This window comes from Salegentibacter sp. 24, assembly GCF_004362395.1.
In the GTDB taxonomy this organism is placed as follows: Bacteria; Bacteroidota; Bacteroidia; order Flavobacteriales; family Flavobacteriaceae; genus Salegentibacter.
Map to the genome: position 1 here is coordinate 55,726 of NZ_SNWE01000013.1, position 24,772 is coordinate 80,497.

Genomic DNA, 24,772 nt, shown 5'->3' on the forward strand with positions numbered 1-24,772 from the left:
TAAAAATAAAAAAATGCTTTCCGCAAACGCAGAAAGCATTTTTTTATAATTGAACACTGTAATAATTCTTAAAGCGCGGCTACGTGCTTTGCTAGTTGCGATTTTAAATTCGCAGCTTTATTGTCGTGTATAATGTTTTTCTTCGCCAATTTATCTACCATTGAGATAACAGAAGGCAAAAGAGCTTCAGCTTCTTTCTTCTCAGAATCTTTCAATTTCTTAATTGCGTTTCTGGTAGTTTTGTGCTGGTAGCGGTTTCTAAGACGTTTAGTCTCATTGCTACGTATCCTCTTCAATGCTGACTTGTGATTTGCCATTACAAAATTGCTTTAATTATTTTTTAAAGTAGTCCGTAGGGGAATCGAACCCCTGTTACCAGGATGAAAACCTGGCGTCCTAACCCCTAGACGAACGGACCATTAATTTATTTCAAATTGCCTTTTCAGGACTTTAAAAACACAAGACTAAAACCTGTGTCTTTTTGTAGTCCGTAGGGGAATCGAACCCCTGTTACCAGGATGAAAACCTGGCGTCCTAACCCCTAGACGAACGGACCATTTTTTTGTTTCAATGCGGATGCAAAAATACAACTATTTTTGAATGGCACAAGAGTTCCACAAAAAAAATTTAAAATTTAATAAGCCTTTGCAAAAAGCACTCTTTGTACAGAAGGTTTCCCAGTAAGCACACAGCTTCCCGACTCTTTTTCGGAATCAAATGGTATACAGCGAATTGTGGCCTTGGTAAGACCTTTAATTTTATTTTCGGTCTCTGTAGTTCCGTCCCAATGTGCTGCAATAAATCCGCCTTTGGATTTTAAAACTTTTTTAAATTCATCAAAAGAATCTACCTTGGTGATATGCTCCTCCCGAAAAGAATTGGCCTTTTCAAATAATGCCTCCTGGATCTCCACCATTAAATCCTTCACCTTCTCCACGACTTCACTTTGGTCTATGAATTCTTTGGTCAAAGTATCCCTTCTTGCAAGTTCCACACTTCCTTTTTCAAGATCTTTAGGGCCGATAGCTAATCTAATGGGCACCCCCTGTAATTCATATTGTGCAAACTTCCATCCTGGTTTTTGAGTATCCCTGTCATCATATTTTACCGAAATACCGGCTTGCCTTAGATCGCTCTCTAGTTTATTGGCTACCTTAGAAATTGCTTCCAGTTGTTCTTCTCCTTTATATATAGGAACAATGACAACCTGTGTAGGGGCTAAATTTGGAGGAAGCACCAACCCATTGTCATCACTGTGGGTCATAATAAGGGCACCCATCAAACGAGTGGAAACCCCCCAGGAAGTCGCCCAAACATTTTCTAACTTCCCCTCCTTGGAGGTGAATTTTACATCAAAAGCTTTTGCAAAGTTTTGTCCTAAAAAATGGGAAGTTCCGGCTTGCAGGGCTTTTCCATCCTGCATCATGGCCTCAATACAATAAGTTTCCACCGCCCCTGCAAAACGCTCACTTTCTGTTTTGCTTCCTTTTATAACCGGCATGGCCATAAATTTCTCGGCAAATTCCGCATAAATATTATTCATTAACTCGGTTTCTTCCAGGGCTTCCTGTTTGGTAGCATGGGCGGTGTGACCCTCCTGCCAAAGAAATTCTGAAGTCCTTAAGAATAACCGGGTTCGCATTTCCCATCGAACCACGTTGGCCCATTGGTTTATTTTTATAGGAAGATCCCTATAGGACTGGATCCAGTTTTTATAGGTATTCCAGATAATGGCTTCCGAAGTCGGCCTTACCACCAGTTCTTCTTCCAGTTTCGCATCGGGATCAACAATTAATTTGGATTTATCGTTTGGGTCGGTCTTTAATCTATAATGAGTAACTACAGCACATTCCTTGGCGAATCCCTCGGCATTTTTTTCTTCAGCTTCAAACAGGTGCTTGGGAACAAAAAGAGGGAAATAAGCATTCTGATGCCCGGTTTCTTTAAACATTTTATCGAGTTGGGCCTGCATTTTCTCCCAAATGGCAAATCCGTATGGCTTGATTACCATACAACCCCGAACTGCGGAATTTTCAGCTAAATCGGCTTTCACTACCAATTCATTATACCATTTTGAATAATCTTCGCTTCTCTTGGTTAACTTTTTACTCATTTTATGAATTTGGCATAAATCTTGTGATTTTGTTAAACACAATCTAAATGCAGGTTTAGTTAGCGCAAAACTAACTATTTTTGTAATGTTCAACAATAAAATAATACGCTAATGATACGCAAATACGACTTCCCAAGAAAAGCAATTCTTTTAGTTGCTCCTGTGTTATTGCTATTGTTAGCATCTTGCGGTTCTTACCAGTACACCGGTTACCAAGACGGAATCTACAGCGGTTCTGATCAGCGGCAATCAGACTCTGAAGAGCCATCTCAATATGCTGACAATGATGAGGACCAGGGAAACACCTATTACAAGAACCTTTTTTCAGAAAAATCAGAATTTTACGGGCAAATGGCCGATAACATCATCTTTACTGATGTAGAATCTTATTCTTCAGCCGAAAGTCTCGAAGGAGAAGAAACCTATGATGGCCAACAGCCAGATTATGTTGGTGGAAATGCACCATGGGGCGAGGATCCGGACCAATACACCATTAATTTTTACAACAATGGTTTCTATGGCGGACTCTATAACCCTTGGCGCTGGAACAATTACGGCTATGGGTATGGCTTTGGTGGTTACTGGGGTGACCCCTTCTTTTGGGATCCATTTTATGGCCCAGCCTACTGGGGTGGAGGTTTTGGCCCTTGGGGCGCTGGTTTAGCATACGGTCCCGGCTGGGGCTGGGGTAATCCTTTTGGATATGGTTTTGGCGCATTCTATAGCCCTTACTGGGGAAGAGGATACGTAAATAACCCTTACTATTACCATCGTAATAATTATCCCCACCGCAACAATTACAGCGATATAGCCTATAATTCTGGGCGCAGAGCAAGTTATTCTGATTACGGCTCCAGTAGTAGAAATAATACTGGCCTCAGAGATAATGAATCTTCTTATTCCAGAAGCATACGAGCTATAAGAAGCAACCGGGATGCTGATAGAACCAGAAGTTACTCCAGGAGTTATGACAATAACGACAATGTGTATTCCCGTTCTAACAGAAGAAGTGAACCTGTGCGAGTTAACACTTCATCTTCAAGAAGAAATTCATCTATAAACAGGTCGACTAGAAGCTCCAGATCCACCCCTACCTATAATCGGTCTTCAAATACTTCTTCCAGAAGTAGTGGAACCGTTAGAAGTAGCAGCAGTAGTTCCAGAAGCTCCGGTACCAGAAGTTCGGGTGGAAGATCCTCTTCCAGAGGGGGAGGCAGAAGATAACAGACTTCTGTACTTAAAATTATAGAATAAAAATTATAGATCCGACCTTACAGTTTATCCTGTAAGGTTTTTTCTAAACTCATCAATTCAAACTTCGGTTCTATTCCGAGAAAACACCCCTTGTTGGGGATTAAAAGAAAATTATGAAGAAGATATTTTTAATAATGGGTCTCCTTTTTATCACGGGAAATGCCCTATCTCAAAACATTACCGATGCCTATAGGTATAGCGCGGAAGAATTAAATGGAACTGCAAGATTCAGAGCATTAAGTGGTGCCTTTGGAGCCCTGGGCGGCGACCTATCGGCTATTACGGTGAATCCAGCAAGTTCAGCTGTATTTTTAAATTCATTTGGAACCATTACTTTAGATCATACTGCATCCAATAGAAAAGTAAATTACTTTGGAACACGCACCTCTAGTGAAAGTTCGGATATTGATTTCAATCAGGCCGGTGGGGTCCTGGTCTTCGATTCGCGCAATGACAGCCCCTGGAAAAAATTTAGCTTAGGTTTAAATTACGGAGCAACCAGTAATTTCGATGATGCTTTTGTAGCCCGCGGAATCAGCCAGACTTCCATTGACAGCTACTTTTTAAACTACGCAAATGGGGTACCCTTGGATCTTTTACAAACCCGGGAAGGGGAAAGCATTTCAGATCTATATTCCTACCTGGGAGAAAACGAAGGCTTCGGGGTGCAACAGGCATTTTTGGGCTACCAGGGATATATCATCGATCAGGCTGTTGATTCTCCTGAAAACATATCCTATAATTCATTTATAGGTCCGGGTGATTTCAACCAGGAATATCGTTCTGTATCCACTGGTTTAAATGGGAAATTTTCTTTTAATTTCGGAACCCAGTACAAGGACTTCCTCTATCTAGGTGCCAATTTAAACACCCATTTTCTTAATTACGAGCGATCGACAAGGTTTCGCGAAACCAATGATAATCCAAACAGTGCTACCAACACCGTATTATTCAATAACAATTTAAGCACTGTGGGAGATGGTTTCTCTTTTCAACTTGGCGCAATTGCAAAAGTAAGCGACAGGTTAAGAGTTGGAGCCGCATATCAATCTCCAACCTGGTTCAATATAATTGAAGAATCCACACAATATCTTGAAACCAACAACACTGCAGATGAGCGAGTTGTGATAAATCCAAATGTTCTAAACGTTTATCCGGATTACACTTTGAAAACCCCGGGGAAACTTACCGGAAGCCTGGCTGTACTTTTTGGCTCCAAAGGATTGATTAGTTTTGATTATTCTTATAAGGATTATTCTACTACTGAATTTAAACCTTTAGACGATCCTGAATTCGAATTTCAAAATGAACTTATCTCCAATGAGCTTCAGGCAGTATCTACTTTTAGACTTGGTGGGGAATACAGAATTAGTAACTGGAGTTTAAGAGGAGGCTATCGCTATGAGCAGAGTCCCTACGCCGACGAATCTACTGTAGGCGACCTTACTGGGTATTCAGCTGGGTTGGGTTATAATTTTGGGAGTATGAAATTAGACCTGGCCTATACCAATGCCAGCTACCAGGAAAATCAAAGACTCTACCAAACCGGATTAACCAACGCGGCCAATATAGACAGGGAGCTTTCCAATGTAATTCTTTCTATAAGCTTCGGTTTATAGTAGGTAAAGAGATCTTTTGAAAATGAGAAACGCCCGCTTTGGGCGTTTTTTTATGAATAGTTTTGTAAAAAAAAACAAAATTTACTCAATATACCGCTATTTATCAGTAACTTAGAACACCTATTTATTATACCCTTCATCTATCATAGCTGCATTACTAACACTTAATTAAACAGCTTATGAAATCAATTTTCTATTGGATGATGCTAATTCCATTTTTAGTATTCTCCCAGAACGAGCAGGATAGCCATGAGGAATATCTTATTGTGGGCACCACCGTTTTTTCAGCTAAAAGCGATAAAATGAAAGAGTTTTCTGAAGGAATGAAAAATCACAACCAACAATTCCATGATCAGGGGGCGATGGGCGTTCGAATTTTCAATATCTTAAACGGCCAAAATGCGAATAGTTTTATGGCAGTTATGGGCCCCATGCCATGGAGCGCATTAGATGAACCCGAGCTAAACCAACAGGCCCACGATACGGACTGGATCAATAACGTGGTCCCTTATATAGCTGAAGAGAATGAGACAAATTTTTGGAAATTCCACCACAGGCTTTCCCATTTTCCGCCAGGTTTTGAAATGAGCAAACTCAAAGTTAGCGTTTGGGATATTGAAAGAGGAGAATATCAGGCAATGTTAAAGGGATTGGATAAAGTATCCAAAGTCTTAAAGGAAAAATTACCGGAAATGCCCTTTGGAATTTACACCAATGAGTTTTCTTCTACCAAATCGGGACAGGACTTATCAGTAGTTTATTTCTTTGATGAATTTTCCTGGCTGGCAAAGGACATACAACTCAAAGAAAAATACAATGAGGTTTACGGGGAAGGAGCTTTCGATACTTTTCTCCAGGAATGGATGGATACCACCAAGGGTGCCTCTCAAGAGTTATGGGTTTATAACCAGGATCTTAGTGGTATAGGACCACAGGTGACAACCGCTACAAAGGATTGATCAAGATGAAAATACTTTTGGCCCCTTCAACTTATTAAAATTATTAATAACCAACCTGCCAGGCCTGTTTTAATTTCATCCAGGCCTGGCCTCATTTTTTCAGATGCTATTTTATCCCCAAAAGATAGAATTTCTTATCTTGTAAAAAATTAACAACCTATCATGTTTGAGTTTGACCAGGAAACCTGGATTTACTTCGCGCTCATAGCAGCATTTTTAATTTATTTCATCTGGAATTCCCGCAGGGCTAAAAAGAATCGAAAAGCACGGAAAAACAGAAATTTCAGAAGGCGTTATATGGAACGCCGCAAAGATGAAAAAACGAACACCAGCACCTGATTTTCGTTTACAACAGCGCTATTGCTTAATTCTTCGTTTCGTACCTTTGAAATGCAAATTTCCCAGTTATGAATTATTCAGGTCAACTGGTAGAAAAAAGAAAACATTATTATGAAAATTTATACCAAGACTGGTGATAAAGGATCCACCTCCCTTTTTGGAGGTACCCGGGTTCCCAAACACCATATTCGCATAGAGAGTTACGGTACAGTAGACGAGCTTAATTCACATATCGGGTTAATTCGTGACCAGGACACCGGGGCCCATACCAAACAAATTTTAAGCAGGATTCAGGATAGACTTTTTACCATAGGTTCTACCCTGGCCACGGATCCCGAAAAACAAAAATTAAAAAATGGAAAAGACCGGCTTCAAATCCCCAAAATTTCTAAAGAAGATATCGAACTGCTGGAAAAAGAAATGGATTCCATGAATGAGAAGCTACCTGAGATGACCCATTTCATACTTCCCGGGGGGCACCAAAGCGTGTCATTCTGTCACATAGCCCGTTGTGTGTGTCGCCGCGCAGAGCGACTTGCCACCGCTTTATATGAAATAGAAGCTTTTGATCAAAGCGTGTTGCAATACCTGAATAGACTTTCTGACTATCTATTTGTGCTGGCACGGATGTTGTCTAAAAGATTAAAGGCCGAAGAAGTGAAATGGATTCCGGAAAAATCTTAATTTCTTCAAAAAGCTGAAGCAAGGATTATTTAGTGAAAATATAATTCTAGCGTATGTTCTTAACATTATTGATTAAATAATAGATTTTTTTCTTGGCTATTACCACAAAAAATTTATTTTTGCAAAAATAATAAACCTGATCAACCCATGTATTGGACTTTAGAATTAGCATCTTATTTAAGCGATGCACCCTGGCCAGCAACTAAAGACGAGTTAATTGACTATGCTATTAGAACAGGTGCTCCTTTAGAAGTAGTAGAAAACCTGCAGGCAATTGAAGATGAAGGAGACTCGTATGATTCTATTGAGGAAATTTGGCCTGATTATCCAACTGACGAAGATTATCTTTGGAATGAGGATGAATATTAAATAACAACGCGCAAAAAATAGAAAAAAGTCTCCAAAGTGAGGCTTTTTTTTTGCGTACATTTGAACCCCGTATTAAACAAAAACTATTATGAGTTTTTTAAATTCTGTATTGAAAGTATTTGTTGGCGATAAATCAAAAAAAGACGTCAAGGAAATACAACCTATAGTTGAAAAGATAAAGGCGCTGGAAGGTGAGTTTGAAGCACTATCTATAGATGAACTTAGGGCGAAAACCTCAAGTTTCAAAGCCAAGATCGCTGAAGCTTTAAAAGATATAAACAAACAAATTGATGAACTGGAGGCTGAGGCCGATTCTAGTGAAGATATTACCCGAAAGGAAGATATTTATGCTGAAATTGATGCATTGAAGTCCAAGTCTTACGAAATATCCGAAGGGGTTCTAAACGATATTCTACCCGAAGCCTTTGCTACTGTAAAAGAAACTGCGAAACGCTTTTTCCATAACAAGCAGTTAAAAGTAACCGCATCAGAATTTGACCGGGAGATTTCAGCGGAAAAAGATTATGTAAATCTTGAAGGAGATCATGCCATATGGGATAACTCCTGGGATGCTGCCGGAAAACCGGTAACCTGGGATATGATCCATTATGATGTGCAGCTCATTGGTGGTGTAGCCATGCACCAGGGTAAAATTGCAGAGATGCAGACCGGTGAAGGTAAGACCCTTGTGGCCACCTTGCCCATGTACCTCAATGCCCTTACGGGGAACGGCGTACACCTTGTAACGGTCAATGATTACCTTGCTAAAAGGGATAGCGCATGGATGGCGCCTATTTTCGAGTTTCACGGTTTGAGTGTGGATTGTATAGATTATCACAGGCCTAATTCTGCCGCAAGAAGAAAGGCTTACAATGCGGATATTACCTACGGAACCAACAATGAATTTGGATTCGACTATTTGCGTGATAATATGTCTCATGCCCCAAATGATTTAGTACAGCGGCCGCATAATTTCGCCATTGTAGATGAGGTAGATTCCGTGTTGATTGATGATGCGCGTACCCCGCTAATCATTTCAGGACCAATTCCAAAAGGAGATGTTCACGAATTTAATGAGCTTAAACCTGCTATTTCGAATATTGTTGAATTACAAAGAAAGCATCTTACCAAAGTCCTGGCTGAAGCTAAAAAACTCATCAAAGAAGGAAACACCAAGGACGGTGCATTTCTACTGCTCAGGGTTTACCGCGGGCTTCCAAAGAATAAAGCTTTAATTAAATTCTTAAGTGAAGAAGGTATAAAACAATTACTGCAGAAGACCGAAAATCATTATATGCAGGACAACAACCGTGAAATGCCAAAGGTAGACGCGGATCTTTATTTCACCATTGAAGAAAAAAGCAACCAAATAGACCTGACCGATAAAGGTATTGAATTCCTTTCGGCGGAAGGGGATTCCGATTTCTTTGTGATGCCAGAGATGGGAATGGAAATCGCCAAAATTGAAAAAGAAGGACTCTCCAAGGAAGAAGAGGCTGAGAAAAAAGAGGAACTTTTTCGTGATTACAGCGTAAAAAGTGAGCGTATTCACACCCTACGTCAATTACTTAAAGCCTATACCCTATTCGAAAAAGATGACGAATATGTGGTGATGGATAATAAAGTAAAAATTGTAGACGAGCAGACAGGCCGTATTATGGATGGGCGTCGTTATAGCGATGGATTACACCAGGCCATTGAAGCCAAGGAAAATGTGAAAATTGAGGATGCCACCCAAACCTTTGCTACCGTAACGCTTCAGAATTACTTCAGAATGTACGGTAAGTTATCTGGTATGACTGGTACTGCGGTAACTGAAGCGGGAGAATTCTGGGAGATTTATGAATTGGATGTGGTAGAAATTCCTACCAACCGACCCATTGCAAGAAACGACAAGGACGATTTGGTTTATAAAACCAAACGAGAAAAATACAACGCGGTTATAGATCATGTTACCGATCTTTCCAATGCCGGTCGACCAGTTCTTATTGGTACAACCTCCGTGGAGATCTCAGAGTTGCTTTCCAGAATGCTGAAATTAAGGAATGTACCCCATAACGTGCTTAACGCGAAATTACATAAAAGAGAGGCCGATATTGTGGCTGAAGCCGGTAAATCAGGTATTGTGACCATTGCTACCAATATGGCGGGCCGTGGTACAGATATCAAATTGAGTAAAGAAGTTAAAGCTGCAGGTGGTTTGGCAATTGTAGGTACAGAACGCCACGATTCACGTCGTGTAGACCGGCAGTTAAGAGGTCGTGCAGGTCGTCAGGGAGATCCGGGAAGCTCTCAGTTCTACGTCTCGCTTGAAGACAATCTGATGCGTTTATTCGGTTCTGAAAGAATCGCGAAATTAATGGATAAGATGGGGCTGGAAGAAGGTGAAGTAATTCAACATTCCATGATCTCAAAATCAATAGAGCGAGCCCAGAAAAAAGTAGAGGAAAATAACTTCGGAATCAGGAAACGTTTGCTGGAATATGATGATGTTATGAATGCCCAGCGGGAAGTCATATACAAACGTAGATACCATGCTTTATTTGGGGACAGGCTTAAAGTCGATATCGCCAATATGATTTTTGACACCGCTGAAGCCATTACAGAAAATAATAAAGTTGCCCAGGATTATAAAAATTTTGAATTCGAACTGATCAGGTATTTCTCTATGAGCGCCCCTGTTTCAGAAGAAGAGTTTGAGAAAATGGGCGTACAAAAAATCTCCGGAATTGTTTATAAGGAAGCCTACCAGCATTACCAGGAAAAAATGAAGCACAGTGCTTCCAAAGCTTTCCCTGTAATTAAACAGGTGTATGAGGACCAAAAGAATAACTTTGAGAGGATTTCAGTTCCCTTCTCTGATGGGCAAAAAACCCTTCAGGTAGTAACCAATCTTGAAAAGGCCTATCAAACAGAAGGCGTGCAACTGGTTAAAGATTTCGAGAAAAATATAAGTCTGGCCATTATTGATGATGCCTGGAAAACCCACCTTCGTAAAATGGACGAGTTGAAACAGAGTGTTCAGCTGGCCGTGCACGAGCAAAAAGATCCTTTATTGATCTATAAATTTGAAGCTTTTGAATTATTTAAAGCAATGCTGGATCAGGTGAATCGGGATGTAATCTCTTTTCTTTTCAAAGGGGAAATTCCAGAAGGCAATGTTTCCAGTATTCAAGAAGCCAGACAACGCAGAAAGGAGAAAGTAGAAACCCAGAAGGAAGAAATTCCTAATATTGATGAAAGGGCTGCTCAAAGCCGTGCTGCAGGGAATACCCAGCAGCAGCGTCGCCCGCAGGTTACGGAAACCATTACCAGGGACCAGCCGAAAATTGGTCGTAATGATAAGGTTACCATTAAAAATGTGATGAGTGGTGAAAATAAAACCCTGAAATACAAACAGGCCATTCCTCTTATTGAAAAAGGAGAATGGGTCGTGGTTAACCAATAACTGAATTTCAATTTCTTATAGAAAAGGACTATCTAAATTCCACAATACCGGAGCTTTTGGATAGTCCTTTCTTATTGCCTCTATTTTTTTGAGTAAATTAGCCGTTCAACCAACGGGTCAAAAAAATGAAAAACTACCAGATAGAAATAAAGTGGGGAGTTATCTTCTTCGCTGCCTCCTTACTTTGGATGTACTTTGAAAAACTGATGGGCTGGCATGATGTACTTATCAGCAAGCACGCTATCTACACCAATTTTTTCGGTCTTATCGCCATAGCGATTTACCTGTTGGCTATTCATGACAAAAGGAAGAATTTTTTCCACGGAAAAATGACCTGGACCCAGGGGTTCATCTCCGGAATTATTCTAACCACTGTGATCGCCTTACTTTCTCCAGTTGGTCAATTATTTACCCATTATCTTATTTCGCCTAAATACTTTGAGAATGCCATTGAATTTGCAGTAACTACGGAAAGGATGGAGCGCCAGGAAGCCCAGGCCTACTTTAGCTTAAATTCCTACATTATCCAGGCCATTGCTGGTGCTTTAATGATGGGTGTGGTCACCTCAGCCATTGTGGCCTTAATTTTAAAAAGAAAATAATCAGAAGTTTCTTAGTTTCAGCAGGTAATTAGGATCGGGACAATTTTGTAAATAAAAATCCAGGTCTCTTCTTGAGGTCACCCCCGGGAAATCGCCAATTTTCTCTACCAGGTCCTCAATGATCTGAAAATGTAAATGTGGTGCGTAATCGCCGTTTTCTTCCGGTCTGCCAAGTTCGGCAATCTTTTCCCCTTTTTTTACCATGGACCCCGGCACCATACCGTTCAAGGAAGCTTTACTTAAATGTCCGTATAGAGAATAGAATTTCTTTTCCTGAAACCGATGTTCCAAAATTATTGTTGGCCCATAATCGCCAAAATTAGAATTATCGTTAAAACTGTGAATCTTACCTTCCAAAACAGCTAAAACATCGGTATGGGCATCAGCCCAAAAATCGAGTCCCAAATGAATATTCCTATCATCCTGCTGGTCCTTGGAAGCCTTGAAAAGCTCACTTCTATTGTAGAGTTTGCGAACTTCGGAATAGCCGCCAAAAGCGACCTTTTTGCCAAAGGCATTTAAATAATCAGCAATATAATTGGAAAAAGCCCGGGAAGAAGAAATATCAACTTTCCCGAGCTCAACATTATTCTCAGATAAATCTATTACGATATAATCTTCTGCCTTCAAATTCACGTCCAGTACCTGGGTAAATCCAGTTGTTAGTTGCGATAGAAATTCAGAAAAATTAGTTGTTCCCATAAGCGATAATTGAAACGGTTTGCCGTTTAAGAATCGCTAAAATTACACCTTGAAATCTAATTTAACAAGACATCACTAAAATTAGCTTTAATACTTATGTTCCCACCTGAATCTTTGGTTTTATGATAACCACTTAGCTTCCTGTTATCATAAGATTCCGTGGAAGTTAAATTTAAAGCCTTGGGATGCTTAATATCGCTTTGTGTACCGCTATAGATAAAATCAAATGCTGAGGAAGGCAGACCCAGTTTCAAATCGCTGTTCTCCAGGTTGATATCCAGATTTTTAAAATTTGGAGCTACAGTCTCAATATTTAATTCCCCAAAATTTCCTGAAAGAATCCCCGTATCTTCGAGTTCGCCAATATGTACATTACTGGAATTCGAGCTCAGCTTAATACTCTTAACCTTATTGATTTTGAAGTCTTGCACATATTTGGCGTCCATAACTCCATAAGACCAGAAATTGATATGCACTGGCGTATATGCAGCCTCTACACTGGTGTTTTTACCAATTAACCTATCAGCAGTAAGTTTACTATGTGAGAGATCAGCACGCAGGCTTTGGGTAGTTCCCGAGAGTTTCACATTTCCGTGGCGGATATCTAGGTTAAGATTGGCATTGTTTGGTACTTTTAATTTTATGGTCTTTTTAGCCTTAGCATTATTCATACCAATTATATTGGGTTTTCCATGCTCTAGATCCCCAAACCGGGCTTCCATTTGTGCACCAAAGGATTCTCCCCAGGCCTCCATATCTTTTCCAAAGCTCTCTGCCCATTTTTCCATAGATTTCTCAAACTCTTCCTCGTTTATCTCCATCTTCATCTCGAAATTCTTCTCCCAGTTTTCAGCATTTTTCTCAAACTGACTAGCCCATTCTTCCATAGATTTTTCAAAATCTTCGCCGAAATTAGCTTCAATTTGTTTCTCGAATTTCGCAAGGTATTTATCTCCGTCCTTTTCGTAGGCTTGGTAATCGAATTTGATGTTCCCCATCTTTTCACTGAATTCCGGTGGAAGCGGCGCCCCCATGGTCTCACCCATACTGGCAATCAGCGGAGTAACCAAATCATTCATTAACGGCTCCAACATCTGGGGAAGATTACTAAGTGGTTTTTCTAGTCCGCTAAGATCTACATCGCCACTCCATTGCATGGCACCCCCTGAAGTAACTGTTACCCGGGAAGTATTTCCTGAAGTACTCAGCTTCCAACTATCGAGTAACTCCTGCATTTTTTCTTTCTCAACCTGCTGGGTTTCTAAAACAGCCTCTATTTGCACTTCATTCCTGTCCCAATAATCTACTATTATATTGGTGTGACTGGCATCGATGTTCACTTCCACATCACTGGAAGTCTTATAGGTTTTCTCCAGTTTTTTACTTTGTGCGCCAAGCATTGCCGGAAGGCAAACGAGCAGCGCAAACATTAAATTATACCTCATAGTCCTCATATTGATTGTCTTTTGATTGATTGATTTCTTTTAATTTGTTTTTAAGCTTGTACAAGAGCTCCAGCCTGAGCTGAAGGTTAGCGATCAGCGCTTCTAAAGTTTCTTCATTAGGCCCTGTTTCTTTAATTTCCAGATTAAGGCGCTGGTATTCTTTATCCAGTTCAGACATCTGGTGCATAAAAGAATCGATAAGAGCTTTGTTCTCTGAAGTAATATTGATTTTAGATAGTTCAATATTAAGACTCGCCATATAATAATCTTCAATTTTTTTGTATTCAGGAGAAATCTCACTTAGCTGAAAATTATCCTCATTGAGTTTTAATTTATTCTCTTTTTGATCTAAAACCTTAGCAGGAGTGTCTGCCATCGAAGGTTCCTTGTTAAAATTATTTTCACCTGAATTCAGATAAAAAAATCCTATGCCGAAGCTTACAATCAAAACTGCCGCAATCTTTAGGAAAAAGAAGGTATTGTTTCGCTTTTTCCGGGACAATTTTTTATCTAAGCGTTCTTCAAATCGTTTTTGATGCCCCTTAGGTAACGTATTTGGTTGAGGCTCTTTCTCATTTTTGAACATTTCTCTAATATCCTGTGCCATTTTTTATAGTCTTTAATTCTTCTTGCAATTTTTTCTTACCCCTGTGTACCAGCGTCCGCGAGGCTACCGGACTTATATTTAATATATCTGATATTTCCTGATGATCATAACCTTCCATTAAAAACAGCATCAGGGGATATTTATATTTTTCCGGCAGCCTTTCCATGCACTGCTTCACCTCTGCCATCCCAATTTCATCTTCTACCTGCCAATTGTCGTCTTCTTCCGCAGTGCTCAATACCTGCTCGTTTATAGCGATTAATTCCAGCTTCTTGGATTTCAGTTTATCAATACATTTATTGATAACAATTCGTTTAAGCCAGGCGCCAAAGCTTACCTCTCCTGTAAACTGCTGGAGTTTTGAAAAGGCTTTTATAAAGGCTTCCTGCATTGCATCCTCCGCTTCATATGGGTCTTTTAAAAAACGTAATGCCACGTAATGCATTCCCTGACTATACTGATTGTAGAGCTTCAGCTGAGCTCTGCGATCGTTGTTTTTACAGGCTTCGATTAATTGATGCTGTATCATTTTGATGGTTGGTTTCACCCACTGTGTGGGGTTAAATATACTGGAAACAAATAGCCAATTATTTTCGTTCTTATTGAAAAGATACGGCTTATTCCAACTTGGTTTCATTATAAAGACGAAGCCATTTTACCAATGTTGCAAGCTTTTGCTAATTTCTTGTTGAAAATACATTTTTTTCCTTTTTTTGTTTAAGATGAAGTTTGCACGCTTTTTGAACAGCTATTAAAAAATTAAAATAATAATGAAAAGACCGGTTAAAACCTTTTTAAAACTTGGCGGTATACTTATCGTACTGGCTGTGGTAGTGCTTTTTATAACTCGCTATAGCACCAAAGCCCATAGCCCTGAGGACACGGTAAGCTTTACAGAGGGAGAGCTAAGACTGGAAGTTTTTTATAACAGGCCATATAAAAAGGAACGGGTGATCTTCGGCAACCTAGTTCCTTTTAATGAAGTCTGGCGAACCGGAGCCAACGAGGCGACTACCTTTTCTACCAACAAGGATATTATGGTAGATGGTTCTCTTTTAAAAGCAGGTCAATACACGCTGTGGACCATCCCTATGAAAGATTCATGGAAGGTGATTTTTAATGAAAAAATGTATCCCTGGGGAATCGATCTTGATGAAAAGGCCTACCGAGAACCGGAATTCGACGCACTTACACTGGAAGTCCCTACCAAAGATTTGAGCAAAACATTAGAACAATTTACCATTTTTTTTAATGAGAAAAATGAATTTGTAAATTTAAACCTGGCCTGGGACCAAACCCTGGTAAGTGTTCCCATAAAACCAGAAGAAAAATTAAAAACCCCACAGGTTTCAAAGCTGTGAGGTTTTAATGGCTATAAAGCCGCTCTTTTGATTTTTTTTACTAGCGCCATTTCTGGATAAGATCCAAATCTGTGAAATAGTTCAATAACATCTAATTGAGTTCATTTTGCTAGTGGGAAACCAATTCTTTTTAAAGTCGATTTAATCCTCGTCTACTAAAAGATTAAGAGTTACATCTATATTATCTCTGGTCGCTCTGGAATAAGGACAAATCTCGTGAGCATCATTAATAATTTTTTCCCCTGTTTCTACATCTACTCCCGGCAGAAAGCAATCCAGGACCACCGCTAATTGTAATTCTTTATTATCGGTTAGACCCAGTTTTACCTCTGCACTTACACTTAGTTCTTCCCCTAATTTGATATTGTGCTCTTTAGCCGCCTGCACTAAAGCTCCCCCAAAACAAGCAGAATAGCCTGCACCAAACAATTGCTCAGGATTAGTGAAATCTCCACCTTCACCCCCCATAGATTTAGGCATACTCAACTTTAAATCGAGGATTCCATCTTCACTTTTGGCGTGACCATTTCTGGTTCCATGGGTAGTAACTGTTGTTTTATACAAATTTTTCATCGTTATTTAAGTTATATTTATTAGGCCTGAATATACCAAGCAAAAACAAGGCTCACAAAGATCGAATTCATAAATTTGTCATAAATAACCTTAGCTTGAGCGAAAATAAACACAAATCGGCATTAAATGAATCTGGCAGCAGACCGGTTGCAGGCAATGTTAATCCCAAATCGGCTCAAAAAATAAGAGCATCCAGAAAGCGTAAATTTTTAGAAGAAGATTTACTTCAGCAATTGTTGGAAGGTAACAAAACCGCTCTTGGACGTGCGATAACTTTAGTGGAAAGCAATCAGTTTACACACCAGCAAAAAGCGCAACAGCTTTTGGAAAGTGCGCTGCCCTATAGCCAGAAATCGATCAGAATTGGAATTACCGGGGTGCCAGGTGTCGGGAAGAGTACTTTTATAGAAAGTTTTGGCTCCTACTTAATCAGGCAGGGTAAAAAAGTTGCTGTATTAGCGGTAGATCCCAGTAGTAGCGTTTCTTCTGGGAGTATTTTAGGCGATAAGACAAGAATGGAAAACCTGGTAAAAGAAGAAAATGCTTTTATCCGCCCCTCGGCTTCCGGAACTTCACTTGGCGGGGTGGCAAAAAAAACCCGAGAAAGCATCATTCTTTGTGAAGCTGCAGGATTTGATATCGTTCTCATTGAAACCGTTGGTGTTGGTCAAAGTGAAACCACGGTTCACAGTATGACCGATTTCTTCCTATTGCTAAAACTGGCCGGTGCCGGAGACGAGTTGCAAGGTATCAAACGTGGAATTATTGAGATGGCAGATGCCATAGTGATCAATAAGGCCGATGGGGATAATTTAAAGGCGGCTCGCGAAGCCAAATCAGAGTTTAATCGTGCCCTACAGTTATATCCATCAAAAGAAAGTGGCTGGAAACCCAAGGTTGCCCTTTGTAGTGCTTTACAGCAAACAGGGATTGAAAGTGTTTGGGAACTTATTGCTGAATTTCAAAAAAATGTAAAAGAAAACGGATATTTTCAGAAAAATAGGAAAGAACAGAATAAGTTCTGGCTTTTACAAACTATAAACGAACACCTTAAAAACAGTTTCTATAGAAATCCGGTGATGAAAAAAGAACTGGAAATCCAGTTAAAAGCGATTGAAAGCAATAAAATCACTGCTTTTGCCGCAGCTGATCTCTTACTGGAAAAATATGAAAAACTGGATTAGGTTTTTTTGAACACTTCTTTCTGAACCCATTGGTGAAGTTTATAGAAAATAAAGCCTATCAATGCTCCCACTAGCATTCCCACTATGATATCACCCGGATAATGAACACCAAGATATACCCGGCTATAGGCAACCAATAAGGCCCAAAAGACCAGCCAAATCATCATTTTCGGATATACTTTTCTAAATAATAAACCCAGGAAAACGGCTACCCCCATCGAATTGGAAGCATGGGCTGAAAAGAAGCCGTAAGTGCCACAGCGAACAGCAACAAAACGAGCGTATTCCATCACACCTTCCTGCCGGCATGGCCTTAGGCGTTCAAAACCATCTTTAAACACATTGCCCAATTGATCTGTTGCGGTGATTAATAAGGTGATAAATACTACAGTAATCAGGCTGGGTTTCCATCCAAATTTCTTGAAGATCAGAAATAAAAGTAACGCATATAAAGGGAGCGCTGTCCATTTATAAGTAATCAGTAGCCAAATCCAATCCCAGGATTCGCTTCCCAGATTATTGAGCCAAATAAATAATCGATGATCTAATTCTATTAATTTTTCCATTAATCCTCTTCGTATCTTGCTATTTCCCTATCATAAAATTCGGAAGCTTCCTTGATAAGGTTTTCAGTTTCATTTTCGAGTTCTTCTTCATCGTGCTGGTCAAATTCTTCCAGCCATTCTATTTCATCGTTTTCCAAGTTGATTATAAAGCGTGGAAATTCGGTATGCACTACGAAAATTGCCGTTGGATAATCGGTATTATCACCGAGAAGAAATTTAGGGAAATCCATAATTATATTTTTGATTGAACAAGATTAGCTTCTTGCAAAATAAGTTTTTTTGATAAATAGTTAAATCGAATGTACAACATTAATGCCGAAGCAGAGAGTCCTGCCAAGAGGCCTAACCAAATTCCCATACTCCCTAAATTTTCGGCCTTTCCATAATACCAGGAAACCGGGAAGCCGATAATCCAGTAAGCTATAAAACAGATTACTGTGGGAATCTTCACATCCTGAAGGCCTCTTAAAGCACCGAGAATAACAACCTGCAACCCATCACTCAACTGAAATAACGCGGCAACTACGAGCAACTGGGACGCCAGGATAATTACTTCCGCATTATCTATATAAAATGTGGGAAGCCAACTCTTAAGTAGAATAAAACCCAACGCAAATACTGCTTCAATTAAAAAAACCAACAGAAAAGTTGACAGGGCCACCCGTCGCAAATTTTTAAAATTTGCCAGCCCCTTTTGGTTTCCCACCCTAATAGTTGCGGTAACCCCAAGGCCAACTGCAATCATAAAGGTCATAGAAGCAAGATTCAGGGCTATTTGGTTGGCTGCCTGTGGGTTTGTCCCGAGTAAACCGGCAAGAAATACCGTAGCGGTAAAAATACCTACCTCAAACAACATCTGAAGTGCGGTTGGAAAACCAAGGCTTAGTAATCTTTTAAAAACTTCAGCATTTAAGGATTCCTTTTTACCCCATTTAAAATATTCCGTAAATTTCTTTTTACGTCTTAAAATCTCCCACACAAACCACAACATAAAGAAACGAGAAATCAATGTACCGATAGCGGCACCTTCCAGTTCTAACCTTGGAAAGAACCAAATCCCATAGATAAGAAGGTAATTAAAAATCACATTGACCACGTTGGCTATTAAGGTAGCATACATGGCATATTTGGTCTGCGAAAGACCATCAGCAAACTGTTTAAAAGCCTGGAAAATCATCAGTGGAATCATGGAAAACGCCACAATATTTAGATATGGAATGGCCAGTTCCACCACCTCTGGTGGCTGATCTAAATAATACAAAACAGGTTTTGCCACCAGCAGGGTTAAGAAAAGAAGAATTCCATTTATGGTACACAAGATAACCCCGTGATGAAAATAGCTTCGGCCTTTATTGATATCCTGTGCCCCATCGGCCTCAGCAATTAAAGGCGTTATGGCAAATGAAAACCCAATTCCCAGGGAAAGTGCTATAAATACAAGTGAATTCCCTAAAGAAACCGCAGCAAGTGGTGCCGGGCCCAGTTGACCAATCATTAGGTTATCTACTAAGCCTACCATCACATGCCCCAACTGCCCGAGCATTACGGGGAAGGCGATATGTAGGTTTTTACCGAATTCTTTGGTGTAGGCGCTTAGTTGCAAAACATAAATTTTGGCGGCAAAGATAGCAGGATTTTGCCGCCCTAAAATTTAAATGGAATAAAGAATTAATAAATTTATGTTTATAGCTTTTGTTCTTTATTCAAATCTATATGCCTTATTCCGTATTTGTCAACCAAATAGATTAATGAGGTCATGGTAGCTGCACCTAATTCCAATTCACGTTTATTAACATGTTCAAAGGTATCCGTTGCGGCGTGATGATGGTCAAAATATCTTTGAGAGTCAGGCCGCAATCCCGCCAGAACAATATCTCCTTTTTTCAACGGCCCGATATCTGCTCCGCTTCCACCCTGTTCAAAATAATGAATTAGGTAGGGTTTAAAAAGTGGTTTCCAGCTTTCAATTTGTGCGAATTGGGCATCATCGGCATCAAAGGAAAAACCCCGGGGGGTAAATCCACCGGCGTCACTTTCTAAAGCGAAAATGTGGTTTTCATTTTTAGCATGAGCTACATCGGCATATTTATTTCCCCCACGTAAACCGTTCTCTTCATTCATAAACAGCACCACTCTGATTGTTCTCTTAGGCTGGTAACCGGTTTCTTTAAACAATCTTAGAACTTCCATGGACTGCACTACTCCCGCACCATCGTCATGGGAGCCGTCACCCAGATCCCAGGAATCCAAATGGCCACCCACGACCATAATTTCCTGCGGAAATTCACTACCGGTAATTTCTCCTATCACATTATAAGATTGAACTTCCCCGTGATTTTCAGAACTCAACTTATAGTAAAATTCAAGATCCTTTTTAAGTTTTAACATCCCTGAAAGGTATTCAGCGTCCTGGGTGCTAATAGCTGCAGCCGGAATCCTTTTGTTAATAGGCAAATCACCATAACTCATAGAACCCGTATGCGGGTTATCATCAATTTTATGGCTCAGAGATCTCACAATCACACCAGCAGCCCCGTATTTAGCCGCGGCTTCCGCTCCAGAATACCGCTGATCTACGCAACCTCCATAGGCCTCAAAGGTCTGGATCAGCTTGGGATCCATAGGTCGGTTGTAGAAAACGATCTTACCCTTTATTTGATCTTTGTAATTTTCAAGATCCTGAATTCCCTGTACCTCTATTACCTTTGCTTTTAATCCGCCCGGGCTGGTGGCCACAGAGCCTCCTAAAGCGGTAATATTCATCGGGGTAGTCATTCCAGGACCAGTTTGCAAATAAGCGTGCTCGCGTGCCCCACGAGTCCATTTAGGAACCATTACCGGTTGCAACCAAACTTTGTCCAATCCTAACTCTTCTAACTGAGCCTTTGTATATTCCACTGCCTCCTGCGCATTTAAAGAACCCGACAGTCGACTACCAATATTGTTGGAAAGATGCTCCAGCCATTGGTAACTTTTTCCATTGACCAGGGCGGCATCGTAAATTTCGCGGATCTTAAGGGAATCTTCTTTAACCTGCGGGGTCTGGGCCGCTAGGCTCAAAGTGAATATCAAAAAGAATGTAGCAAAAATGTATTTTTTCATTATGGAAACTGAATTTTATTATAGAACATATTGATTACGAAAATAATTATTACTTCCCAGGCAATTCATTATAAGGTGTTTTTTTCTGAAATTTTTTAAAGTATTTTATTTTTTTACCTGGTCCTTGTCATGTATAAACAATTAATGTGCCTGAACACGCTTTAATTTTTGCTGATTTATAGCCAGTTTTAATAAGCTTCAAAAAATATAAATTTTATATCTTCGCCCCTAAATTATAGCAGTTTGGATAAAGAAGAAAAACAGGAGATTATCACAAAAGTCACCAGCCTTTTAAAGGAGATTCCATCTTCTATGGATATCGTTAAAAAAGGAGGAAATCGCCACAAGCGCTTTGAATATCTTGCCACACATATGGTAGAAAAAGCTATTGAGAAGGATGCGCTTATCATTTCTGAAAACCGAATGGGAATTGCGATTTTATTTAAAACCAGCAGAAAAGAAGATAATTTCCTAAAAGATATCTGGACCCAAATTGGTCTGGTTCTAAATGTAACCGGCATTAAGAATGCTTATCAAATTGTAAAAAATCAGAATTATATTAAAAAGCAACGCCCACAAACTGGGGAATATCTTTATTGCTGGTTCTGGGGAATTTTAGCGGAATCCCGAGGTGCAGATACTCAGGTGGGAAAAGAAATGAAAGATGAATTCTACCGACAGGCTAAAGAATACCAGATCCCACTTTATGCTGAAACCAGAATGCGTAAAAACGCACTGGTTTATCAGCGATTTGGATTTGAGTTATTTCACCAATGGCTACACCCCAGTGGCGACACGATGTACTTTTTAAGGTATAACCCTCCAGGGAACGAGCGCTAAAGTTCTTTAGAATTTACTACCAAAAAGTTTTACATCTTCTTCGGATATTTTTTCCCCGCCCAGGATAATAAGACGCTCTATTACATTTCGCAACTCTCGTATGTTTCCCCGCCAGTCATAATCTTTTAGGAGCTTTAAAGCATCCTGGGTAAATTCTTTTTTACCCGAACCGTGTTCCAGGGAAATCTTTTCACTAAAATAATCGATAAGCAAGGGAATATCTTCACGTCGATCATTTAACGAGGGAACTTCTATTAGAATTACCGCGAGCCTGTGATAAAGATCCTCACGGAATTTCTTCTCCTCTATTTCACTTTTCAAGTCCTTGTTTGTTGCAGCAATCACTCGTACATCTACTTTAATATCCTTACCACTACCTACCCGTGAAATCTTGCTTTCCTGAAGAGCGCGTAAAACTTTAGCCTGGGCCGAAAGACTCATATCGCCAATTTCATCCAGGAAAATGGTTCCGCCATTGGCCTCCTCAAACTTCCCGGCACGATCTCTATTGGCCGAAGTAAAAGCTCCTTTGATATGTCCGAAAAGCTCACTTTCAATAAGTTCAGAAGGAATCGCAGCGCAATTCACCTCTATCATTGGCCCTTTGGAGCGTTCACTTTTTTCATGGATCCAATGGGCTACGAGTTCTTTCCCGGTACCATTTTGACCGGTGATCAGAACCCGGGCATCGGTTGGTGCTACTTTTTCAATTAAATTTTTGATTCTCTGAATTTCATCGGACTCACCGACCATCTCATAATTCTTGCTTACCTTTTTCTTAAGCCTGGTATTTTCTACCACCAGTTCCTTTCGATCCAGGGCATTTCTAACCGTATTGAGTAGCCGGTTTAAATCTGGTGGTTTGGCAATATAATCAAAAGCGCCAATTTTCATCGTATTAACCGCGGTTTCAAGATCACCGTGACCAGAAATCATCACTACCGGAATCTCGGGCTTTATTTTCATTATAGCCTCCAGTACTTCTACCCCATCCATTTTAGGCATTTTTATATCGCAGAGTACCAGGTCAAAATCCTGATCTTTTATTTTTTCAATTCCTTCAAGACCATCTGCTGCTTCCTCAACCTGGTAATTTTTACTCTCTTCGGTAAGGATTTTTACTAAAACCCTTCTTATGGATGCTTCGTCTTCAATTAATAAAATGTGTGCCATATTACAAAATACTAAATTTTAAACCGCTGCGGGCATAGAATGTATTGTTTTCATCTATTGTATACAGGTCCTCCCGGTCCTTATCTCTTAGCCGAATATCGTTTATAAGGGTGTAACCTGCATAGGCATAAAATGAAATATGCTCGGTGAAATTATATTGGTAACCCAGGCCACTGAGTACAATAGTCATAGACATGCTTTCTGCAAGTCTATTGGTGCCGGGATTGGTCTGCGGATAAGGATTGAAATTTTGCTGCAGATTTGCGAAAAACCCGTCTAAGGTTACAAAGCCCTGAACCTGGTGTTTCTCATTTAAATAGTGGATAAGATTTGTTTTTGGAATTCCAAGGGCATAGGACCATTTCTCATCAAAACGCTTATAATAGTTAATTACGGGTAGGGGAAATGGAAATCCTGTGGTTGTGGAATAACTCAAGCCTAAAATTAATCGCCAGGGTTCTACATAACGTGGGTCTTCCTTAATTTTTATAAAATATACAGAACCGGTATAGATAAAATCATCTTTCACCAATTCATCAGTTGTGAAATTAGAAGCCACCTTCACCCCTGTTTCGGCGCCAAAACGCCATAGATCGTTCATTTTAAATGTGTAGCCTATTTTCCCGGTGAAAGATTGAAAACGATCTAAATTGTTGGTGGAGAAAGTTTCATCGTTCCTATACCTGAAATTAACATTTCGGTATTCTACTCCAGGAATTAAATAAGCGTCATTTTCATTTAGTTTGATAGGGAAATTCACAAAGGTCCTAAATCTTCTAAATGAATTATCCGAATCCGACTGGGGAAAATAAGTGTATTCTATCCGTGCCAAATCTGTAGATTGTGCCATTACCGGAAAAGTCACAAATCCCAGTAGCAGAAAAACTACAACTAAATTAAGGGGCTTATTCATCTTTGGGTGAATTTTGATTTTGAGTAGGATAAAAATGAACATCCCGCTGTGGAAAAGGAATTGTAATATTATTCATCCTGAATTCTTCATCTATTTTAAATCGAAGTGCACTTTTTATTTTGGGATCTACAAAACTATCGGTTACATAAAAATGCAACGAAAAATCCAGGGCTGAATCGCCAAAATCCTCAAAGAGCACAAAGGGCTCTGGGCTATCCATGACATTTTTATTTTCCTTTGCACATTTTACCAGTACCTGTTTTACTCTTTGAGTATCACTGCCATAAGCCACACCCACACTTACCGATTCTCTTGTGACCTCATGATTTTGGGTATAATTCAGAATCACATCGCTCATAAACTTGTGATTGGGAATAATCATCACTTTATCATCCCTTGTCAGGGCACGGGTAGTTCTCAATTTAATTTCAAAAACACGTCCAACCCTTCCATCCATCTCAATCACATCTCCAACTAATAAAGATTTATCTAAAATGATAAAAATTCCTCCGATTATATCCTGGAAAAACTCCTGTAAAGCTAAACCTATACCTACAAAAAGTGCAGCGGAAGCTGTTAAAAGTATGGTAATATTTATCCCGGCGGAACTTAGGGTAATAAGAATAACGACCAGGTAGACGAAGTATTTTATAAATTTAAATACGCTTATAAATTTATGTTTGTCTTCCTTGGCTAATTTTCCGGTAATAAAGGAACGAATCATCCGAAGCACAATTCCGGTCACCACGAATGCCAGTATGACAAGCAATATTAGACTTACCGTAATCTCAATTGGCGTACCACTAACTTCATATTTAAAAAGGATGAGATTCCAGAAATCAACAATATTACCCCAAATATCTTCTTCCACTACTTCTTTTAAGGCTTCCGTGGTTCCCTGATCCTGTTCCTGCATTTT

24 protein-coding genes and 2 tRNA genes are annotated in these 24,772 nt (G+C 39.7%); 10 read left to right on the plus strand and 16 right to left on the minus strand.

The window, feature by feature from the left end:
* Positions 1–68: 68 nt before the first annotated feature.
* From rpsT to proS, 4 genes are all read right to left on the minus strand, one after another.
* Positions 69–317, minus strand: a complete 249-nt coding sequence (gene rpsT, locus DET49_RS10695) for a 30S ribosomal protein S20 (protein WP_133548100.1) — start codon at positions 315–317, stop codon at positions 69–71.
* A gap of 29 nt (positions 318–346) precedes the next feature.
* A tRNA-Glu gene (locus DET49_RS10700) sits at positions 347–418 on the minus strand.
* 66 nt (positions 419–484) lie between these two features.
* Positions 485–556 (minus strand) — tRNA-Glu (locus tag DET49_RS10705).
* Between the two features lie 78 nt (positions 557–634).
* Positions 635–2,113: a proline--tRNA ligase gene (gene proS / locus DET49_RS10710; protein WP_133548101.1), complete on the minus strand. Its 1,479-nt coding sequence runs from the start codon at positions 2,111–2,113 to the stop codon at positions 635–637.
* A gap of 111 nt (positions 2,114–2,224) precedes the next feature.
* On the opposite strand from proS, the gene DET49_RS10715 reads away from it, so the two are divergent.
* The 7 genes from DET49_RS10715 to DET49_RS10745 all read left to right on the plus strand — a co-directional run bounded on the left by DET49_RS10715 (position 2,225) and on the right by DET49_RS10745 (position 11,387).
* Positions 2,225–3,337: a hypothetical protein gene (locus DET49_RS10715; protein WP_133548102.1), complete on the plus strand. Its 1,113-nt coding sequence runs from the start codon at positions 2,225–2,227 to the stop codon at positions 3,335–3,337.
* 143 nt (positions 3,338–3,480) lie between these two features.
* The gene (locus tag DET49_RS10720; RefSeq protein ID WP_133548103.1) at positions 3,481–4,986 is read left to right on the plus strand and encodes an OmpP1/FadL family transporter; all 1,506 of its coding nucleotides are present in this window, start codon (positions 3,481–3,483) and stop codon (positions 4,984–4,986) included.
* Between the two features lie 179 nt (positions 4,987–5,165).
* Positions 5,166–5,945, plus strand: a complete 780-nt coding sequence (locus tag DET49_RS10725) for a hypothetical protein (RefSeq protein ID WP_133548104.1) — start codon at positions 5,166–5,168, stop codon at positions 5,943–5,945.
* Between the two features lie 450 nt (positions 5,946–6,395).
* Entirely contained in the window at positions 6,396–6,968 is a 573-nt protein-coding gene (locus tag DET49_RS10730; protein WP_133548105.1) for a cob(I)yrinic acid a,c-diamide adenosyltransferase, read from the plus strand.
* 147 nt (positions 6,969–7,115) lie between these two features.
* On the plus strand, positions 7,116–7,337 hold the full coding sequence (locus tag DET49_RS10735) for a DUF2795 domain-containing protein (protein ID WP_008272287.1): 222 nt from the start codon (positions 7,116–7,118) through the stop codon (positions 7,335–7,337).
* 88 nt (positions 7,338–7,425) lie between these two features.
* On the plus strand, positions 7,426–10,785 hold the full coding sequence (gene secA / locus DET49_RS10740) for a preprotein translocase subunit SecA (RefSeq protein WP_133548106.1): 3,360 nt from the start codon (positions 7,426–7,428) through the stop codon (positions 10,783–10,785).
* Between the two features lie 125 nt (positions 10,786–10,910).
* Positions 10,911–11,387: a DUF4199 domain-containing protein gene (locus tag DET49_RS10745; RefSeq protein WP_133548107.1), complete on the plus strand. Its 477-nt coding sequence runs from the start codon at positions 10,911–10,913 to the stop codon at positions 11,385–11,387.
* Here the strand turns inward: DET49_RS10745 and DET49_RS10750 are convergent, their stop codons facing one another.
* Genes DET49_RS10750 through DET49_RS10765 form a run of 4 tightly spaced genes read right to left on the minus strand, consistent with a single transcriptional unit; the run spans position 11,388 to position 14,670 of the window.
* The gene (locus tag DET49_RS10750) at positions 11,388–12,089 is read right to left on the minus strand and encodes a peptidoglycan DD-metalloendopeptidase family protein (protein WP_133548108.1); all 702 of its coding nucleotides are present in this window, start codon (positions 12,087–12,089) and stop codon (positions 11,388–11,390) included.
* Between the two features lie 56 nt (positions 12,090–12,145).
* Complete coding sequence (locus DET49_RS10755) at positions 12,146–13,534, minus strand: hypothetical protein (protein WP_243729608.1); 1,389 nt, start codon at positions 13,532–13,534, stop codon at positions 12,146–12,148.
* Positions 13,524–14,141, minus strand: coding sequence for a hypothetical protein (locus DET49_RS10760; protein WP_133548110.1), 618 nt, complete (start codon positions 14,139–14,141; stop codon positions 13,524–13,526). Before DET49_RS10760 ends, DET49_RS10755 begins: the two co-directional genes overlap by 11 nt.
* Positions 14,125–14,670 carry an RNA polymerase sigma factor gene (locus DET49_RS10765; protein ID WP_133548111.1) on the minus strand — a complete coding sequence of 182 codons (546 nt, stop codon included), beginning with the start codon at positions 14,668–14,670 and terminating at the stop codon, positions 14,125–14,127. The genes DET49_RS10760 and DET49_RS10765 overlap by 17 nt, the downstream gene beginning before the upstream one ends.
* 241 nt (positions 14,671–14,911) lie before the next feature.
* On the opposite strand from DET49_RS10765, the gene DET49_RS10770 reads away from it, so the two are divergent.
* Positions 14,912–15,502 (plus strand): DUF2911 domain-containing protein, encoded by a 591-nt coding sequence (locus tag DET49_RS10770; protein ID WP_133548112.1) that lies wholly within the window; start codon positions 14,912–14,914, stop codon positions 15,500–15,502.
* 141 nt (positions 15,503–15,643) lie between these two features.
* Here the strand turns inward: DET49_RS10770 and DET49_RS10775 are convergent, their stop codons facing one another.
* Positions 15,644–16,075 carry an organic hydroperoxide resistance protein gene (locus DET49_RS10775; RefSeq protein WP_133548113.1) on the minus strand — a complete coding sequence of 144 codons (432 nt, stop codon included), beginning with the start codon at positions 16,073–16,075 and terminating at the stop codon, positions 15,644–15,646.
* Between the two features lie 95 nt (positions 16,076–16,170).
* On the opposite strand from DET49_RS10775, the gene meaB reads away from it, so the two are divergent.
* Complete coding sequence (gene meaB, locus DET49_RS10780) at positions 16,171–17,259, plus strand: methylmalonyl Co-A mutase-associated GTPase MeaB (RefSeq protein ID WP_133548114.1); 1,089 nt, start codon at positions 16,171–16,173, stop codon at positions 17,257–17,259.
* Here meaB and DET49_RS10785 read toward each other — a convergent pair.
* The 4 genes from DET49_RS10785 to DET49_RS10800 all read right to left on the minus strand — a co-directional run bounded on the left by DET49_RS10785 (position 17,256) and on the right by DET49_RS10800 (position 20,927).
* Complete coding sequence (locus tag DET49_RS10785; RefSeq protein WP_133548115.1) at positions 17,256–17,825, minus strand: phosphatase PAP2 family protein; 570 nt, start codon at positions 17,823–17,825, stop codon at positions 17,256–17,258. The genes meaB and DET49_RS10785 overlap by 4 nt on opposite strands.
* Positions 17,825–18,055 carry a hypothetical protein gene (locus DET49_RS10790; protein ID WP_133548116.1) on the minus strand — a complete coding sequence of 77 codons (231 nt, stop codon included), beginning with the start codon at positions 18,053–18,055 and terminating at the stop codon, positions 17,825–17,827. The genes DET49_RS10785 and DET49_RS10790 overlap by 1 nt, the downstream gene beginning before the upstream one ends.
* Positions 18,056–18,057: 2 nt before the next feature.
* Positions 18,058–19,428: an MATE family efflux transporter gene (locus tag DET49_RS10795; protein WP_133548117.1), complete on the minus strand. Its 1,371-nt coding sequence runs from the start codon at positions 19,426–19,428 to the stop codon at positions 18,058–18,060.
* 80 nt (positions 19,429–19,508) lie between these two features.
* Positions 19,509–20,927: a M20/M25/M40 family metallo-hydrolase gene (locus tag DET49_RS10800; RefSeq protein WP_133548118.1), complete on the minus strand. Its 1,419-nt coding sequence runs from the start codon at positions 20,925–20,927 to the stop codon at positions 19,509–19,511.
* Between the two features lie 243 nt (positions 20,928–21,170).
* On the opposite strand from DET49_RS10800, the gene DET49_RS10805 reads away from it, so the two are divergent.
* A complete protein-coding gene (locus DET49_RS10805; RefSeq protein WP_133548119.1) occupies positions 21,171–21,767 on the plus strand; it encodes a hypothetical protein in 597 nt (198 codons plus the stop codon).
* Positions 21,768–21,773: 6 nt separating this feature from the next.
* Here DET49_RS10805 and DET49_RS10810 read toward each other — a convergent pair whose 3' ends face one another.
* From DET49_RS10810 to DET49_RS10820, 3 genes are read right to left on the minus strand one after another with little or no spacing between them, the layout of a single operon-like run.
* A complete protein-coding gene (locus DET49_RS10810) occupies positions 21,774–22,940 on the minus strand; it encodes a sigma-54-dependent transcriptional regulator (RefSeq protein ID WP_133548120.1) in 1,167 nt (388 codons plus the stop codon).
* 1 nt (position 22,941) lies between these two features.
* Positions 22,942–23,853: a DUF6268 family outer membrane beta-barrel protein gene (locus tag DET49_RS10815; RefSeq protein WP_133548121.1), complete on the minus strand. Its 912-nt coding sequence runs from the start codon at positions 23,851–23,853 to the stop codon at positions 22,942–22,944.
* On the minus strand, positions 23,846–24,769 hold the full coding sequence (locus tag DET49_RS10820; RefSeq protein WP_243729610.1) for a mechanosensitive ion channel family protein: 924 nt from the start codon (positions 24,767–24,769) through the stop codon (positions 23,846–23,848). The genes DET49_RS10815 and DET49_RS10820 overlap by 8 nt, the downstream gene beginning before the upstream one ends.
* Positions 24,770–24,772: the final 3 nt, after the last annotated feature.

Bases quoted from the DNA above. Each gene is read 5' to 3' on its own strand.
- secA (WP_133548106.1), top strand. From the start codon at position 7,426: ATGAGTTTTTTAAATTCTGTATTGAAAGTATTTGTTGGCGATAAATCA.
- DET49_RS10785 (WP_133548115.1), bottom strand. From the start codon at position 17,825: ATGGAAAAATTAATAGAATTAGATCATCGATTATTTATTTGGCTCAAT.
- DET49_RS10760 (WP_133548110.1), bottom strand. From the start codon at position 14,141: ATGGCACAGGATATTAGAGAAATGTTCAAAAATGAGAAAGAGCCTCAA.
- DET49_RS10790 (WP_133548116.1), bottom strand. From the start codon at position 18,055: ATGGATTTCCCTAAATTTCTTCTCGGTGATAATACCGATTATCCAACG.
- DET49_RS10735 (WP_008272287.1), top strand. From the start codon at position 7,116: ATGTATTGGACTTTAGAATTAGCATCTTATTTAAGCGATGCACCCTGG.
- DET49_RS10770 (WP_133548112.1), top strand. From the start codon at position 14,912: ATGAAAAGACCGGTTAAAACCTTTTTAAAACTTGGCGGTATACTTATC.
- DET49_RS10820 (WP_243729610.1), bottom strand. From the start codon at position 24,769: ATGCAGGAACAGGATCAGGGAACCACGGAAGCCTTAAAAGAAGTAGTG.
- rpsT (WP_133548100.1), bottom strand. From the start codon at position 317: ATGGCAAATCACAAGTCAGCATTGAAGAGGATACGTAGCAATGAGACT.
- DET49_RS10720 (WP_133548103.1), top strand. From the start codon at position 3,481: ATGAAGAAGATATTTTTAATAATGGGTCTCCTTTTTATCACGGGAAAT.
- DET49_RS10765 (WP_133548111.1), bottom strand. From the start codon at position 14,670: ATGATACAGCATCAATTAATCGAAGCCTGTAAAAACAACGATCGCAGA.
- DET49_RS10715 (WP_133548102.1), top strand. From the start codon at position 2,225: ATGATACGCAAATACGACTTCCCAAGAAAAGCAATTCTTTTAGTTGCT.
- DET49_RS10815 (WP_133548121.1), bottom strand. From the start codon at position 23,853: ATGAATAAGCCCCTTAATTTAGTTGTAGTTTTTCTGCTACTGGGATTT.
- DET49_RS10775 (WP_133548113.1), bottom strand. From the start codon at position 16,075: ATGAAAAATTTGTATAAAACAACAGTTACTACCCATGGAACCAGAAAT.
- DET49_RS10755 (WP_243729608.1), bottom strand. From the start codon at position 13,534: ATGAGGTATAATTTAATGTTTGCGCTGCTCGTTTGCCTTCCGGCAATG.
- DET49_RS10725 (WP_133548104.1), top strand. From the start codon at position 5,166: ATGAAATCAATTTTCTATTGGATGATGCTAATTCCATTTTTAGTATTC.
- DET49_RS10745 (WP_133548107.1), top strand. From the start codon at position 10,911: ATGAAAAACTACCAGATAGAAATAAAGTGGGGAGTTATCTTCTTCGCT.
- proS (WP_133548101.1), bottom strand. From the start codon at position 2,113: ATGAGTAAAAAGTTAACCAAGAGAAGCGAAGATTATTCAAAATGGTAT.
- DET49_RS10810 (WP_133548120.1), bottom strand. From the start codon at position 22,940: ATGGCACACATTTTATTAATTGAAGACGAAGCATCCATAAGAAGGGTT.
- DET49_RS10800 (WP_133548118.1), bottom strand. From the start codon at position 20,927: ATGAAAAAATACATTTTTGCTACATTCTTTTTGATATTCACTTTGAGC.
- DET49_RS10730 (WP_133548105.1), top strand. From the start codon at position 6,396: ATGAAAATTTATACCAAGACTGGTGATAAAGGATCCACCTCCCTTTTT.
- DET49_RS10750 (WP_133548108.1), bottom strand. From the start codon at position 12,089: ATGGGAACAACTAATTTTTCTGAATTTCTATCGCAACTAACAACTGGA.